We start from the raw sequence: 15,238 nt of genomic DNA, 5'->3' as shown, positions 1-15,238 counted from the left end.
GTTGTCACGATATCAGGCGACGTCGCGGTCGCCCATGGCGAGAATCCACTCCTCGGCGTCGAGGACGTCGCACCCGAGCGCGTTGTCGACGTCCGAGGTGAGCGGACGGACGGCGTGCGTCGTCGGCGTCGACACGTGAGCGAGCGGGAATCCGGCGTCGCTCAGGAACCCGTGGCGGCGCAAGACCTCCGGGAAGGGCGTCGCGGCCGCTTCGAGACAGTCCGAGGCCGTGTGATCACTCACGAGGGCGCAGAGCGCGGCTTCGAACGCTGCCGCCCGCTCTCCGTCGCCCCCCATCGGCTGGACGTCGAGAATTCGTGTGAGCACCGAGTCGTCGACCCGTTCCGTCGCGGCGACGATCGTCGCGACCGGTCGCTCGCCCTCCCGGGCCACGTAGGTCGTCGTCTCCCACCGAGGGTTCGAGAACCGCCACGCGAGAAACGGCTCCTCGCGGGGCACGTGAATCGCGTCCGGGCGGGTGTCGCGGTAGACCGCGCGGACCGCCGGGACGTCGACCCTGTCTACCCGGTCGACGTCGACGGCTGTCGATCGCGAGGTCGCCCGTTCGACTGCGCCGAGGCAGGTCCGAAGCGCCGGGGAGCCGGCCCGGGCGGCGACGCCGATCGCCCGCGGCACGAGCCCCCCGTCCTCCGGCGCGAAGCGGGTCAGGTTGTGAAGCCGATACCTCGTCGGCACAGAGCCCAGCTCCGTCCAGTCGAACTTTTCGAGTCCCGGTCGGAGGAGAGCGCTCGGAAAGTTGAAAAGCAGCGGCGTCCGCTCGGCCGCCGTCGAGAGCAACTCCTCGGTCATCCGCGTGAAGAGGCCCCTGCGTCTGTGATCGGGATGGACGATCCAGTCGACCGGCTGTCTGGCCGTGATCGATCCCTCGTCGGTGGCGAGCGGGAACGCGAGTAGCGGTTCCGCGCCGACGACCGTCCCGCGGTGTTCGGCGACGATGATTTCGACGCGGTCGGCGTAGGGGTTCGACTCGAAGCGCCAGTCGAACCACGCGCGCCCCTTCGGTCGTCCCCAGACCGACTCGTACAGCGACAGGAATCCGGCCCGGTCTCGGGGACAGTAGCGACGGATCTCGTACTCCGCCGCGGCCCGTTGTACGTTCGCCATACGGTTCCGTATGGTCGACGTTGTCGTTAGTATAGACACGCTAGCCGCGGTAGGGTTCGACTCCCGACAGGACGTGGCCGGGCGCGTCCGGGAACTACGCCCAGTCCAGTCCGACCCCGTTTTCGGGCGCGTCGAGCGGACTGGTCGGTAACCCGGAAACGACGTCCGGGTCGTTGTAGTCGCCGGGTGCGACGTCGTTCGGCCCGTCGGGGTAGAACAGCGAGGCGAGCAATTGGATCTGGTCGCGACCGACGCCCAACTCGAACTGGCCGCCGCCGTACAGGCTGACGTCGCGCGCCTCGGCCCACTCGATCGTCTCGAAGAGCGACTCGACGGTGCCGAACCGGGAGGGTTTGATGTTCAACCACTCGGGCTCGAACGGCAGCGCCTCGACCGATTCGACGCCCGTGATCGGGTAGTCCCACGAGACGCGCCCCTCCTCGCCGTCGAACAGCGGGCGCGTCTCCTCCGTCAGCGCCGGGTCCTCGATCACGGCGTCACCGAACGCGCGGAGGAGGCGCGCGTAGAGGTCGGGATCGGGTTCGGCATCGACTTCCGTTCCCTCGTAGAGTCCCTTCAGGTCCAGAATCCGAACGGCGTCGGTCGCCGCGACGTCTTCGACGAGGGCCTCGCTCCACTCGGACGTGGGGTCCAGTTTGAACTCGGTGTCGGGGTACGCGTCGAGAATCGCCGCTACGCGCTCCGTCGTCGGCGGATCGCCCAACCGCGTCGAGACGACGAAGCGGATCGGGTCCGGGATTCGATCGACGGCCTCGCCGAGCGAGAGACCGTTCTGCCGGAGTGCGAGGTCGAGCGCCGCCGACTCGACCGCCCAGCGGCGGTAGTGACGCGACGCCTCGCGCTCCGGCGGTTTCGTCGGAAACAGCTCGACGTCGTCGAGATGCGCGGAGAATTCGGCGAACGTGTACTCGCCCGCGAGATCGAACGGCGGCGCGTCCGCGAGGGCGTCGTGGTCCTCAGTGTCGTAGGTGACGTCCTCGCCGCGGCCGACGTGCGGTTCGTCTCTCGCGTCCGCGTCCCCGAGAACCGGCCCCGAGAGGTGAACCGTGGTCGTCGCCCGGACGAAACCGCTCGAAGTATCGCGCTCGCGCCGCGTTCGGTCGATTGATTCGATCGACAGCGGCAGGTCGGCGATGGCGTCGAAGAGATCACTCATCGCGTAGTAGGTGGGGCGGCGGCGGGAAAAGCGTGGGTAGTCGGTGTGGCGGGTCGGACCCGACGGCCGATCCGTCCGCAGTCGCCGTTCGATCGATCCGCCCGCAGCGGCCATTTGACAGTCCGCCTAAAGTCACAACTCCAGTCCGATCAATCCGTCCGCAGCCGAAGCTCCAACTTCTTCACGCGCGTCGAGAGCGCGAAGAAGGTCGCCGCAAAGGTGAGAAGCACCGCTCCGACCGCAGCCAGTAGAAGTACCGTCGTCCCGCCGCCGACGTCGACGACCGTCGAATCGGCGAGCGGCAGCGACGTGTGATGGGGATCACCGACGATCGGGACGAAGTAGTCGACGAGGTCGTTGAGCGCGTACCACGCGAGCGCGACGGCGACGGCGCGGACGGGGAAATCGGCGATCCGGTGGAGGACGAACGCCTGCACGACCATCGCGAGATGGCTCACGAAGAGGAAGACGTAGAGCGGCAGCCACGTCGTCCGGAGGAAGGCGTCCGAGAACACCGCGAGCACGTAGGGCGTCCAGAGGCCGAGCTTCCAGCAGCCGAAGAACGCGAGCGCCGCGAGGTACTCGTTCGTCCGTCCGAGCTTCCAACTCGCGAAGGCCAATGCGATAAAGAGCGTCGCCATCGGGCTGTCGGGGACGAGCGGCCACATCACGATCGGCTCGGCGGCGAACTGCCACGTGATGAGCGGATCTGAAAGCGGCAGCGGGTGAAAGCCGTAATACCAGAAGCCGAACGCCGTGCCGAGGAGGTTGATCGCGACGACGGCCCAGACGAGCCGGAGGCCGGCGTTCTCCACCCACGTCGGCAGCGGCGCGAGCCACCGCGGCAGGTTCTCGGGCTCCGGCAGTCCGTCGCCTGAGACGAGTGCGCCGAGCGTCGACGGCGCGCGAGACGATGCCATACCCGACGCTCGGATGCAGACGAAAAAGTGGTGCCGGTTCGTGATCCGAGCGCGACGAGCGGAGAAGCGACATCGGTTCCGTGGCGACGCGTGGACAGCCCGAGCAAGCGACGCCCGAACCGCCGACGCGGCCGTGACTAAACGGTTTAAGTGCATCCGACCGCAATTCACCAGTATGTCCGAAGCGACCGATCTCTCCGAACTCCGCCGCGGGACCGACCTCGTCAAGCGCGGGTTCGCACAGATGCAGAAGGGCGGCGTCATTATGGACGTCGTCGACGCCGAGCAGGCGAAAATCGCCGAAGAGGCCGGTGCAGTCGCGGTGATGGCGCTGGAAGCTGTCCCCGCGGACATTCGCAAGCGCGGCGGCGTCGCGCGGATGGCCGATCCCGCGGACGTCAAAGAAATCGTCGAATCCGTCTCGATTCCGGTGATGGGAAAATCCCGGATCGGTCACACGAAGGAGGCCGAGATCCTCCAGTCGGTCGGCGTCGATATGATCGACGAGAGCGAGGTGCTCACCCCCGCCGACGAGCGCTATCACATCGACAAGCGCGAGTTCACCGCGCCGTTTGTCTGCGGCGCACGCAACCTCGGCGAGGCGCTCCGCCGTATCGACGAGGGCGCGGCGATGATCCGGACGAAGGGCGAGGCGGGCACCGGCGACGTGAACCAAGCCGTTCACCACCAGCGCAACATCAAGGGCGCGATCCGCGAACTCGAGGGCAAGACCCACGAGGAGCGCGAGAAGTGGGCCCGCGAGCACGAAGCGCCCGCGGAGCTCGTCCACGAGACCGCCGAAATGGGGCGGCTGCCGGTCGTGAACTTCGCGGCGGGCGGCATCGCGACGCCCGCCGACGCGGCGCTGATGATGCACCACGAGTGCGACGGCATCTTCGTCGGCTCCGGGATCTTCGGCGCGGAGAACCCCCCGGCGATGGGCCGAGCGATCGTCGAGGCCGTCAACAACTGGGACGACCCCGACGAGCTCGCGGCGATCGCCTCGAACCTCGGCGCGGGGATGAAAGGCGAGGCCAACACGAGCCTGCCCGAAGAGGAGAAGCTGCAGGGTCGCGGCGTCTAACTCCGGGACGCGACGGCTCGGTCAGAAACCATATTTTCGCGGTTTGTTCCGACGCGCTCGGTGCTTCGAGCCGCGGGATTCCGCAGTCCGACTACTCGTACAGCGTCGCGCCGCGGCTCACGCGCGTCTGGTACGCGCGCGATTCGACGCCCGCGTCGGCGAAGGCGTCGACCATCGCGGCGGCGACGTGCCGCCGGTCCGACTCCCCGCAGGGCGCGAGGATCGAGGGTCCCGCGCCGGAGACGGTGACACCCGTCGCTCCGGCGTCGAACGCGGCCTCGCGGACCGCGTCGTAGCCGGTGATGAGTTCCGCGCGGGCGGGCGTGACGACGCGTTCGTCCATTCCGACGCCGACGAGTTCGGGGTCGTTCCGGCACATCCCGATCGCGAGCGTCGCCGCCGACCCGACGGTGTGGACGACATCTTCCATCGACGCCGATTCGGGGACGACATCTCGCGCGTCGCGGGTCGAGACGGCGATCTCCGGGAGACAGGCGACGAGCGGTATCGAGGCGTCGACAGTCGTGACCGCGTCGCCGCGGGCGACCGTGAAGCCGCCGAGGAGGGCCGGCGCGACGTTGTCGGCGTGGGCCTCGCCGGAGACGACTGCCTCGCCCTCCGCGGCGATCGGGACGAGCTCCTCCCGGGAGAGCCCGCGGTCGTAGAGCGCGTTCAGCGCGACCGCCGCCGCCGCGGAACTCGCCGCCGACGAGCCGAGTCCGGAGGACGGACGGACGCCCTTGTCGATCTCGATGTGTGCCGGCGCGTCCAGCGCCTCCGCGACCGCGCCCACGACGTTCTTCTCGGGGTCTTCGGGGATGTACTGGCTCCCGACGCCGGTCATCTCGATCGTCGTCCGCTCGGCCTTTTCGACGCGGACGACGTCGGCGGGACGATCGAGGGCGACGCCGAACACGTCGAATCCGCTGCCGAGATTCGCGCTCGTCGCCGGGGCCCTGACCGTCTGCATACGCGTCAGATTGCCCAACGGCGGTAAAAAGGTAGCGAACGAGGGAGCAGTAAGGGTGCGCGGGGATCGTCCGAACAGGAACAGAAGCACTATTCCCGCAAGTCGTGTAGGGCGCGTATGATCGGCGTCGTCGGCGGCGGGATCGCGGGACTCGCGGCCGCCTATCGATTGCAGCAGCGCGGGCACGACGTACAGGTGTTCGAGGCCGCAGACCGACTCGGGGGGCTCGCGGCCACGTACGAGACCGCCGGCGACGACATCGAACAGTTCTATCATCACCTCTCGAAATCCGAGCAGACGATCGTCGAACTCGCCGAGGAGTTGGGACTCGGCGACCGAATCGAGTGGCGCGTCGGCACCAACGGCTACTACGTCGACGGCGTGGTCCACCCGCTCGACACCCCGTGGGAGATCCTCGCGTACCCGCATATGAGTCTCTACGACAAGTTCCGCTTGGGAATGCTCACGCAGGGGATCGACGTCCGCGGCCTCGTTCCCGACTTCGACGCCTACGACGACCTCGCGGAGTACGAGCACGTAACAGTAAGAGAATTCGTCGAGGAGCACACGACCGAAAGCGTCTACGAGAACTTCGTCGATCCCCTTCTCGACGGGAAATACGGCGATCGGAAGGGCGACATCTCCGCGGCGTGGTTCCTCGGCCGCGTCCGCTTCCGCGGCGAGCGCGACCTCCTGCGCGGGGAGATCCTCGGCTACTTCGACGGTGGCTTCGGCGTCCTGCTGGACGCGCTCGTCGACGCGGTCGGCCGCGAGAACATCACGACGGGGGCGTTCGTGACGGACCTCACGGTCGAAGACGGCCGGGTGCGGTCGCTGACCGTCGGCGGAGGCGACGACGGGGACGACGCCGGCGAAACCACCCACGACGTCGACGTCGCCGTCGTCGCGACGATGCCGAACGTACTGGAGTCGCTGACGGGCTATTCCTGCGAGATCGACTTCCAAGGGGCGATCTGCGGACTCGCCACGATGGACGAATCGCTTTTGGACACCTACTGGCTGAACGTCGCGCACGACGCGCCGTTCGGCGCACTCATCGAGCACACCAACTTTATCGAACGCGAGCGCTACGGCGGCGACCACCTCCTCTACGTCGCGTCGTACGTCCAAGATGCCGAGGAGGAGCTCTGGCGGATGGACGACGACGAGGTTCGAGAGACGTGGTTCGCGGAGATCGAGTCGATGTTCCCCGACTTCGACCGCGCTTCGATCACCCAGTTCCGCGTCGCGCGCAACCCCCGCGCCGCGCCGATCTACGAGTGCGGCTACCGGAATCTCGTCGTGCCGTACCACCTCGACGAAGACGTCGGCGAGGGCGTCTACTACGCCGGGATGGCCTCGGCGGCGCAGTATCCCGAACGGTCGCTCAACGGCGGCATCGTCGCGGGCTACGAGGTCGCCGACCGGATCGACGCGTCGCTCGCGGGCGGGGCGGAGCCGTAGCGTGCCGGTCGCGGACCAGTGATTCAGGCTTCCGACTCGTCGGTCTCGGCGTCGCCTTCGACGTCCTGTAAGCCGGGCGCGACGCCGACGTCGACGTCGTCGGGTTCCTCGCGGCCGCCGACGCGGAGCTCTCCGTTCTCGTCTTCGACGTAGACGTCGTCGGCGAAGCCGCCCTCCGCGTGCGGGTGTCCCGGATCGTCCAGCCGCTCGGGCGTCGAGGGCGCGTCCGGGACGTCCTTCGTGCGGAAATCGCCGAGCGGGTTCGCGATGTCGATGTCGTAGCGCTCGAAGAACTCCTCGTAGCGCTCGTAGTGCGCTTCGAGCTCCTCGACCGGGAACTCCATCATCTCCGTCCAGCCGTGGTTGTAGAAGTCGAAGTTCGCTTGTACGTGCGTGATCTCGCGCGCGGCCGCCTCGGTGTATCCCTCTTCGAGCGCGCGGACGTACGTGTCGAACGTCAACTCGAAGAACGTCGCCATATGTGGCTCGCGCTCCTCGCGGTGCTCGGGGTCGGCCTTCTCGCCGAACACGCGGACGTGGAGGTCGACGAGTTTGTCCGTCGCGATGTCGCCGACGACCGGCATCGTCAGCGCCTTCTTCGCCGCGAAGTGGCGGATGTTCTGACGGAGCTTCATTATCGGCTCCTAGGACCGACGGAACTTGAATGACACGCGTTTACGACTGATGCTTTTCAGCGAAGTCCGTCGACGCCGACGTCACGACTATGGACACTTCGGAAGCCCCCGCGCGCTCGTCGTCGGCGGCGCTAAGCGCCGACTGCCAGAGGGATCCGGATCCCTCGCTGCTTGCGACTCGCTGCGCGCTTCGTCGCTCACTCCGTTCGCTCCTGCAGTGCTTACGTCGTCTCAGCTGACGAGCGCGCGGCCCCTTCCATTTCCGATGGACGCTCCGCGTCCATCGACCTCCCGCTCGTTCCACTCGCGGACTCCCACCCAAGCGGTTCTGTGGTCAGCCGTCGACTCGCTGAGACAGGTCACCATCGCAGCGCCGCGGCTATCTCGTTGGCGAACAGTCGGCACACCGCCGTTGACGACGTCCCCGTCTCGGCGTCGTCTTTGTCCCCGCGTCGAAGTGCCGAGCAACCGCAAAGCGACGCGGGGCTGTCGTTAGCTCACGGCGCGTCTGGCCGCGGGTTCGGATATAAACCCTCGGCTGGCGAGAAATCGGCAGAGAAAACGCAGTCAGAAGGGAGTTCGCGGAGCTAGTCGTCCGAGGGCGCGCCCCACTGCTGGACGCGGCGCGGGCGGTCCGAGACCGCTTCGACGTCGATCGGGTCGTCCTTCGCGTCGAGCGCTTCCAGCGCGGCGAACGCGGAGGCGGTCGTCGAGAAGTACGTGATCTCCTCTTCGACGCAGATCTCCAGCGCGTCGCGGTCGCGAGAGACCACGAGGTCGATCTCGCCGGCGCGGATCGCCGAGACGAGGTCTTCCTCGTCGTCGAACTCCACGAGATCGAAGTGCGCGTCGAAGCCGGCGGTCAGCGCCTGCCCGTCTTCCGTGTCCGGGTCGGGGAACTCGTCGGCGGAGAGGTCGACCCACGCGGTGCCGGATTCCGGAATCGCCTTCCCCGTGGCGTCTTGAGCCTTGTCGTAGGCTTTCCCGAACGTCGAGGCCGTCCCCATCACTTCACCCGTCGACTTCATCTCGGGGCCGAGGCGCGGATCCGAGCCCGGCAGGCGGTCGAACGGCAGGACGACCTCCTTGACGCTTATGTCCTCGGGGATCTGCTCTTCGACCGCGAGGTCGTCGAGCGTCTCGCCGGCCATCACCTTCGCCGCGAGCTTCGCGATCGGCACGCCCGTCGCCTTCGAGACGAACGGGACGGTCCGCGAGGAGCGCGGGTTGGCTTCGAGGACGTAGACGTCCCCATCCTTGACCGCGAGCTGGACGTTCATCAGCCCGACCGTGTCGAGCGCGGTCGCGATGTCCTCGGTGACCTCGCGCACGCGTTCGAGCGTGTCGGCGTCGAGCGAGCGCGGCGGGATCATACACGCGGAGTCACCCGAGTGGACGCCCGCGCTCTCGACGTGCTCCATCACGCCGCCGATGATCGCGCGCTCGCCGTCGGAGACGGCGTCGACGTCCAGTTCGATCGCGTCCGCGAGGAACTGATCGATGAGGATCGGCTTATCGGGGGAGACGCGAACCGCCTCCTCGATGTACTCCTTCAGCTCCGCGTCGGAGTGGACGACCTCCATCGCGCGACCGCCGAGGACGTAGGAGGGGCGGACGAGCACGGGGTAGCCGAGGTCGTTCGCCAGTTCGAGCGCCTCTTCCTCGCTGGTCGCGGAGCCGCCCTCCGGCTGGAGGATGCCGAGGTCGTCCATCAGGCGGTTGAAGCGGTCGCGGTCCTCCGCGAGGTCCATCGCGTCGACGCTCGTCCCGAGGACCTCACAGTCGAGGCCGCGGCGGTCGATCTCGGATTTGAGCGGGTGGCCGATGTTGACGGAGGTCTGCCCGCCGAACTGGACCATTACGCCGTCGGCGTCGGCCGCCTCGATCACGTCGGCGACTTCTTCTGCAGTAATGGGCTCGAAGAAGAGGCCGTCGGAGGTGTCGTAGTCCGTCGAGACCGTCTCGGGGTTGTTGTTCACGACGTGGGCGTCGATGCCCATCTCGCGCAGCGCCTGCACCGCGTGAACCGAGCAATAGTCGAACTCGACGCCCTGGCCGATACGGATCGGGCCGCCGCCGACGACGACCACGCTCTCGACGTCGCGGTCGACGCGGAGCTCGCCCGCGGCGGCGTCACCCTCGTAGGGGCCCTTGTAGAACTCGGGCTTGCGCGAGGAGTAATAATACGGCGTCTGCGCGGCGAACTCGCCGGCGCAGGTGTCGACCTGCTTGTACGTCCGGCCGGGGACCGCCGTCTCGACCTCGCCGACCGCGTTGCCGGTCGAGGTCGCGATCTCGGCGTTCGTCACGCCGGCGGTCGCGGCGGTGGTGAAGTCACCCTCTTGGGCGGCGTCCATCGCACGGGAGACGCGCTGGTAGCGTTCGAGGTACCACTCTTTGATGCCGGTCAGTTCCTGCACGTCGTCGACGGAGTAGCCGCGGTCGAACGCCTCGAAGATGGCGTAGGTGCGGTCGGGCGTCGGCCGCGCGAGAAGCTCCGTTTCGAGCACCTCGTCGGCGACGTCTTCGACGTCGGTCGCGGGCTCGTACTCCGTCGAGCGGATCGCCTTCAGCATCGACTCCTCGAAGGTCCGCCCGATGGCCATCGCCTCGCCGGTCGACTTCATCGCCGTCGAGAGCGTGAAGTCGACGTCGTCGAACTTGTCCTTGGGCCACCGCGGGATCTTGGTGACCACGTAGTCGATCGCGGGCTCGAACGCCGCGGTCGTCTCGCCGGTGATCTCGTTTTCGATCTCGTGGAGGCGCTTGCCGAGCGCGACCTTCGCGGTCACGCGAGCGATCGGGTACCCGGTCGCCTTCGAGGCGAGCGCGGAGGAGCGGGAGACGCGCGGGTTCACCTCGACGACGCGGTACTCCCCGCCGGGCGTGCCGTCGTCGCGCCACGCGAACTGGATGTTACAGCCGCCCTGAATGCCGAGTTCGCGGATCACTTCGAGCGCGGCGTCGCGCATCTCTTGGTGGCCCTCGTCGGGGATGACCTGCGAGGGCGTGACCACGATGGACTCGCCGGTGTGGATGCCCATCGGGTCGATGTTCTCCATATTGCAGATGATGATACAGGAGTTGTCGGCGTCGCGCATCACCTCGTACTCCAGTTCGACCCAGCCGGAGATCGACTCGGTGATGAGTACCTCGCTGTTGCGCGAGAGACGCAGCCCCTTGCGGACGCGCTCGTACAGTTCATCCTTCTCGTCGACGACGCCGGAGCCGGAGCCGCCGAGCGTGTACGTTGTGCGTGCGATGACGGGAAGACCGCCGACGGAATCGACGGCGTCGTCGACGCGGTCGCGGAGATCGTCCTCCGTCAGGCTCTGGACCTCCTCGCCTTCGTCGAGCGAAATCGTCGTCGACGACGGGACGGGCTGGCCGATCTTTTCCATCCGCTGGCGGAAGAGGTCGCGATCCTCCGTGGCGTAGATGGTGTCCAGCGGCGTTCCCATAATTTCGACGTCGTACTCTTCGAGAATTCCCTGCTCTGCGAGTTCGGCGGTGACGTTCAGGCCGGTCTGTCCGCCCAGCCCGGCGATGACGCCGTCGGGCTCTTCATCGCGGATGATCTCCGAAATCGCCTCGGGCGTGATGGGCTCGATGTAGACCCGGTCGGCCATCTCGGGATCGGTCATAATCGTCGCGGGGTTCGAGTTGACGAGGACGACTCGCGCCCCCTCCTCTTGGAGCGCTCGGCAGGCCTGCGCGCCGGAGTAGTCGAACTCGGCTGCCTGTCCGATCTGAATGGGTCCGCTACCGATGAGCAGTATCGTCCGGTCTTCGGACGCTGCACCACCGTCTGTCGCGATGTCCTCGTCAGTCATCAGTGAGACGAAGTCCGTACATCGTAATAAGCCCGGCGAAATACTACGAGATGCGAAAGTCGATTTCGAAATTCGTAGCGAACGGCGGACGGTGGCGACCCAGAGCGTCAGAAGGCCACAACCCGGAGCGTCAGTGCTCGTATCAGAGACGTCAGTGTCCGCGTCAGATGCGCTAGTGCTTGCATCGGAGGCGTAATGCTCGCGCCCGAAGCGTTAGTGCCCGCCCTCGGGCGCGGCGAGTCGGTAGCGGTACGGGCTCCCGTCGACGACGACGATCGGACCGCCGCGTTCGACGACCTGTCCGAGGACGGTCGCGACCCGATACGGCGTCTCGAAGTCGTCGACGTCGCGCTCGTGGAGTCGGTCGCAGATCTCCCGTGCGGTGAGCGGCCCGTCGGCGTCGGCGAGGACGTCGAGGAGGTGCTCGAACCCGGGTGGCCGGGTCGCGATCATACCACGAGTACGCGGCGGCGGCGCTTATGTTTCAGTGCGACGGACGTCAGACAACGTCTCACGCGTACACGTCGTCCTCGGAGAGGTCTCGCTCGGCGCGGTACTCCGCGACGAACTCGCGAACGTCGAAATCCAGCATCTGCGTTTCGAACGCCGAGACCGCCGACTCGTCGTCGGCGTGGCTGACGGCGTGCTCCATCAGCTCGACGACGAGCTCGACGATGATCTCGTGGAGCCGCCGCGAGTCGAAGTCGGTCACCCAGAGGATTCCCGCGCCGACGTCGCCGTCGTCGCTCACGTCGGCGGAGGCGACCTGTTGAGGGAACTCTTCGAGGACGATGCCGAGGAGGTGCGCGGTGCCGAACTCCGGCATCTCCTCGCTCGTCGTCTCGACTGCCTCTTGGAGCACCGAGACGAGGAACTCGGGGAGGAATCGCTCGGGGGGATGGGCGTCCATCACGATCGCGTGTCGCTCCCCGCAGGCGCACTCGAACTCTCGCATCCCCAGATCGAACGACCGGACCGACCGGGTCTCGCCGCACGGTAACTCGAGTGTCTCACCGCCGTCACCCGGAACCTGCGGTTGTGCCATACCCGTCGTTGTCGACGCCGGCGGTTAAACGTCGCGCTCTCGACTTCTCTGGTGAATCGGGTATCCGCGCGCAAACGTAGTGATCGGGCCGTTCACTTGCTCGCGGTGGTGTACAGGAGCGGGCCGATGACGAGAAGCGCGAGGCCCAAGAACAGGAACTGAATCGGCACGAGCGACTGTGGCGTCAGCGCGAAGATCGCGCCGAACGTGATGGTGTTGATCGCCAGTACCTTCTGGGATTTCAGGGGGAGCACACCCACTGTTGCTAACACGAAAACGAGCAGGAGCGCGTGCCCGACGTGATAATCGAGCAGAAAACTGTCGACGAGCTGTAGGGGGAGCATCCTTATGCGGTGGTTCGGCGCGAATCGAGTATTAAAGTTCCGTTCTTCGTGGACGTGGCGAGCGCTCGGTCAGCGTCGCGTCCGGATCAGTTGGGGCCAGTGATCTCCATCGGCCGGATCCACGCGTACCAGATCGTGAGTATCATCCCGCCGTAGCCGAGTACGAAGACGACCGCACCGAGACCGTCGTAGCCGAGTTCGCCGAGCAGTCGACGTGCGACGCCGGAGCCCGCGATGCCGACGAAGAGCAGCGCGGCCACGAGGAGTTTATCGCGGGTCAGCTCGAAGAGCCCGCCGTCGGTTCCGTGCTCGCGTCGGGTGTCGTCGGTCATTGCCGTGGGCTTGCGGCCGCAGCAACCTCACCTTGTCGGACGCGACGCGAATAAGACCGAGACTAGTATCGTAGCGTTTGCACGTCCTCACCACTCGATCGTACGACAGCGTTCGATCGGATGAGCGGTCAGTTGCAGACGCTACGATACACCCACTGACGAATCGATTCACGCGGATGGATTGGAGAAGATCCATCCGTACAACAGGTAGGTGCCGGCGAATATCGCAAAGAGCCCCCAGAGTCGACAGAGGAGCGCCTCGAAATCGGTCCTTCGGGGATTCTCGGCGGCGGTCGGTGACCAACGCACAGGCAGGCGCTTCGGATGGACGACACCGACAATCCCGAGTGCGATCGCGACGAGAGCGACGAGAGCGACGAAGAGACGAAGCACTCGGAGCACCGAAACCGCGGCCGATACCGTATACAACCCCTCGATCCGACGCGCGCACGGCACGTCCCAGAGACGTGAGAGTCGAGAGTACGTCTTCGAGGTCACAGATTCGAGTCCGAGGAGCCTAGCGAGTCGAAGGAGCGTCCGCACGCATCGGGCGAATCGAGCGCGCGACTCCCCGTCGGTAAGCCGCGAGAAGACGCCGTTTTCGGACGTTTTCGCACTATTTCCGCAGTCCGTCGCATCGACGGCGCAGTCTATCACGAACAGGAGCCACGGATCGAGCTCGGTCACGTCGCGCGCGGTCGGAACGTCGTTCGACGCGATCAACGCAGTGTCTCGAAACACGTCTACGGGCTGTAGGCTATCGGCCTCCGGGGTCGATCGAAACCGGATATGCCACCGAGACACGGCCGAGCGGACTGTCACGTCTATCGAACCGTGGGATTCTCGCGTGGACACCACGACTCTTTCGGGTGCCGAGTTCCCGAACGCTGCGTCGTGGTGACCGAGTGAGAACACGAATTCGCGGGTCAGTACGTCGGGATCGAAGTGCGAAGAGGGGGACATACGAACGTCTACAGTCGTACGAAATAAACCGCTACAGCGCGGCGTGACGGAAACGGCGTCGAAGTTGTGAGACCTTCGATACTGTGCGTTTCAGCCTCTTTTCATTGAAATGAGCTCAGTGACGGAAATCCAACGGAACCGTTCGTCGGGGGGTCAATCGATCGGTTCGGAAACCGAGTAGGCGGCTCCGCGCCCCCGACCCTGCTTTTCGATCACGTCGTACTGCCGAAGGCGTTTCAGATACGTTCGGCGGGTTGAATCAGCGACTGGATCGGCGGCCTGCGCTTCGTAGCGCGCTTTCAGCTTCTCGACGCCGATCGGCGCGTGTTCCGCGACGATCTCATAGAGCAACCGTAAGTCCGTGCCGAACTCGGAGATGTATCGCTGTCGGATCTCCACCTGCGCGTCGTCCTCGACGGCGTGTGCGTGCTCGGGGGTGACTGTCGAATCGCCCGCGTCCATCGCGTATCGGACGGCCTTCCGGAGCAGTATGATCCCGTATCGGGCGTCACCCGCGGCGATGTCAGCGATGGTCGACGTGACGTCCGCCGCCACGGTATCGGGCGCGAGTCCATACTCGACGCGGTTGTCGAGAATCGCCGTCAACTCCTCGATGTCGTAGCGATCGAGATGGAGCTTTTCGACGCCGTGCAGTCGCGAGCGGAGCCGCGAATCGGCCTCAGAGAGGAACCCGTGCTCGTCGACGCAGACGAGAAGCAGCGTCACGTGCGGCAGTTCGTAGAGATCGAACAGCGCCGTCGGCTCTCGGAGCGCATCGGCCTCGTCGACGATCGCGACGAACTGCTCGTCGAGGTCGGCGAGGCGGTCGCGGAACAGCACCGGGGCGTGTCCCTCCGGTCGGAGATCCTTTCCGACATTGGCGTCGCGAGCGAGCTTCCAGAGCGCCTGCGAGCGGGTGGAACGACTGAGACAGTTCACGTAACCCCACCGCATTCCGAACGTCTGCGTTTCGAGTTCTTTGACGACGAACTTCGCGAGGGTCGTCTTCCCGACGCCGGAGGGGCCGGTTATGAGGACGTCCTCCCCGGGATGCCCGCTCGTGATCGGCTCTAACGCGTCTTCGAGACGGTGAACCTTCGCGTCCCGGTGTTGAAGTTCCTGCGGGACGAACTGCGTCTGCAGGGCGCGCGTGTCCGTGATCATCGACTGGTCGTAATCGGCTTATGGACTTGTAAGCGAGCCGTCCGGAGTGAAAGTATAGTAGCGTTTGCAACTGATTGCTCATCAGATCGCACGCAGTCGTGCGATCGAGTGAGTAAAGACTTGCAAACGCTACTATGGTGGCCTCGTTTCGCAACGACCCGGGTCTGAAACGATACGGTACT

At 66.1% G+C, this 15,238-nt stretch carries 14 protein-coding genes; 2 read left to right on the top strand and 12 right to left on the bottom strand.

The features are described 5' to 3' along the window. Positions 1-12 precede the first annotated feature (12 nt). From U5919_RS12775 to U5919_RS12765, 3 genes are all read right to left on the bottom strand, one after another. Complete coding sequence (locus U5919_RS12775; protein WP_336024794.1) at positions 13-1,125, bottom strand: GNAT family N-acetyltransferase; 1,113 nt, start codon at positions 1,123-1,125, stop codon at positions 13-15. A gap of 94 nt (positions 1,126-1,219) precedes the next feature. Then, positions 1,220-2,302 (bottom strand): enolase-like domain-containing protein, encoded by a 1,083-nt coding sequence (locus U5919_RS12770; protein ID WP_336024793.1) that lies wholly within the window; start codon positions 2,300-2,302, stop codon positions 1,220-1,222. Positions 2,303-2,451: 149 nt separating this feature from the next. After that, positions 2,452-3,222, bottom strand: a complete 771-nt coding sequence (locus tag U5919_RS12765) for a DUF1405 domain-containing protein (RefSeq protein ID WP_336024792.1) — start codon at positions 3,220-3,222, stop codon at positions 2,452-2,454. Positions 3,223-3,397: 175 nt separating this feature from the next. Between U5919_RS12765 and pdxS the strand changes: the two genes are divergently transcribed. Further along, the gene (pdxS, locus tag U5919_RS12760) at positions 3,398-4,306 is read left to right on the top strand and encodes a pyridoxal 5'-phosphate synthase lyase subunit PdxS (RefSeq protein ID WP_336024791.1); all 909 of its coding nucleotides are present in this window, start codon (positions 3,398-3,400) and stop codon (positions 4,304-4,306) included. A gap of 91 nt (positions 4,307-4,397) precedes the next feature. Here pdxS and U5919_RS12755 read toward each other — a convergent pair whose 3' ends face one another. Next, entirely contained in the window at positions 4,398-5,276 is an 879-nt protein-coding gene (locus U5919_RS12755; RefSeq protein ID WP_336024790.1) for a homoserine kinase, read from the bottom strand. Positions 5,277-5,393: 117 nt separating this feature from the next. Here U5919_RS12755 and U5919_RS12750 point away from each other — a divergent pair, with 117 nt between their 5' ends. Then, positions 5,394-6,740: an NAD(P)/FAD-dependent oxidoreductase gene (locus U5919_RS12750; protein ID WP_336024789.1), complete on the top strand. Its 1,347-nt coding sequence runs from the start codon at positions 5,394-5,396 to the stop codon at positions 6,738-6,740. 23 nt (positions 6,741-6,763) lie between these two features. Here U5919_RS12750 and U5919_RS12745 read toward each other — a convergent pair whose 3' ends face one another. The 8 genes from U5919_RS12745 to U5919_RS12710 form a co-directional block, all read right to left on the bottom strand. Further along, a complete protein-coding gene (locus U5919_RS12745) occupies positions 6,764-7,375 on the bottom strand; it encodes a DUF6149 family protein (protein WP_336024788.1) in 612 nt (203 codons plus the stop codon). Positions 7,376-7,962: 587 nt separating this feature from the next. Then, positions 7,963-11,208 carry a carbamoyl-phosphate synthase large subunit gene (gene carB / locus U5919_RS12740; protein WP_336024787.1) on the bottom strand — a complete coding sequence of 1,082 codons (3,246 nt, stop codon included), beginning with the start codon at positions 11,206-11,208 and terminating at the stop codon, positions 7,963-7,965. A gap of 213 nt (positions 11,209-11,421) precedes the next feature. After that, the gene (locus U5919_RS12735) at positions 11,422-11,661 is read right to left on the bottom strand and encodes a hypothetical protein (RefSeq protein ID WP_336024786.1); all 240 of its coding nucleotides are present in this window, start codon (positions 11,659-11,661) and stop codon (positions 11,422-11,424) included. Between the two features lie 58 nt (positions 11,662-11,719). Further along, positions 11,720-12,253, bottom strand: a complete 534-nt coding sequence (locus U5919_RS12730; RefSeq protein WP_336024785.1) for a DUF5815 family protein — start codon at positions 12,251-12,253, stop codon at positions 11,720-11,722. A 92-nt stretch (positions 12,254-12,345) separates the two neighbouring features. Next, positions 12,346-12,597, bottom strand: coding sequence for a DUF8006 family protein (locus U5919_RS12725; RefSeq protein ID WP_336024784.1), 252 nt, complete (start codon positions 12,595-12,597; stop codon positions 12,346-12,348). Between the two features lie 86 nt (positions 12,598-12,683). Continuing rightward, the gene (locus tag U5919_RS12720) at positions 12,684-12,929 is read right to left on the bottom strand and encodes a DUF7996 family protein (RefSeq protein WP_336024783.1); all 246 of its coding nucleotides are present in this window, start codon (positions 12,927-12,929) and stop codon (positions 12,684-12,686) included. Between the two features lie 168 nt (positions 12,930-13,097). Beyond that, the gene (locus tag U5919_RS12715) at positions 13,098-13,652 is read right to left on the bottom strand and encodes a hypothetical protein (protein WP_336024782.1); all 555 of its coding nucleotides are present in this window, start codon (positions 13,650-13,652) and stop codon (positions 13,098-13,100) included. A gap of 393 nt (positions 13,653-14,045) precedes the next feature. Continuing rightward, complete coding sequence (locus U5919_RS12710) at positions 14,046-15,056, bottom strand: Cdc6/Cdc18 family protein (RefSeq protein WP_336024781.1); 1,011 nt, start codon at positions 15,054-15,056, stop codon at positions 14,046-14,048. Positions 15,057-15,238: the final 182 nt, after the last annotated feature.

Source organism: Halobellus sp. LT62, from assembly GCF_037031285.1.
Classification (GTDB): Archaea; Halobacteriota; Halobacteria; order Halobacteriales; family Haloferacaceae; genus Haloquadratum; species Haloquadratum salinisoli.
This window is presented reverse-complemented; position numbering and strand designations above follow the sequence as displayed.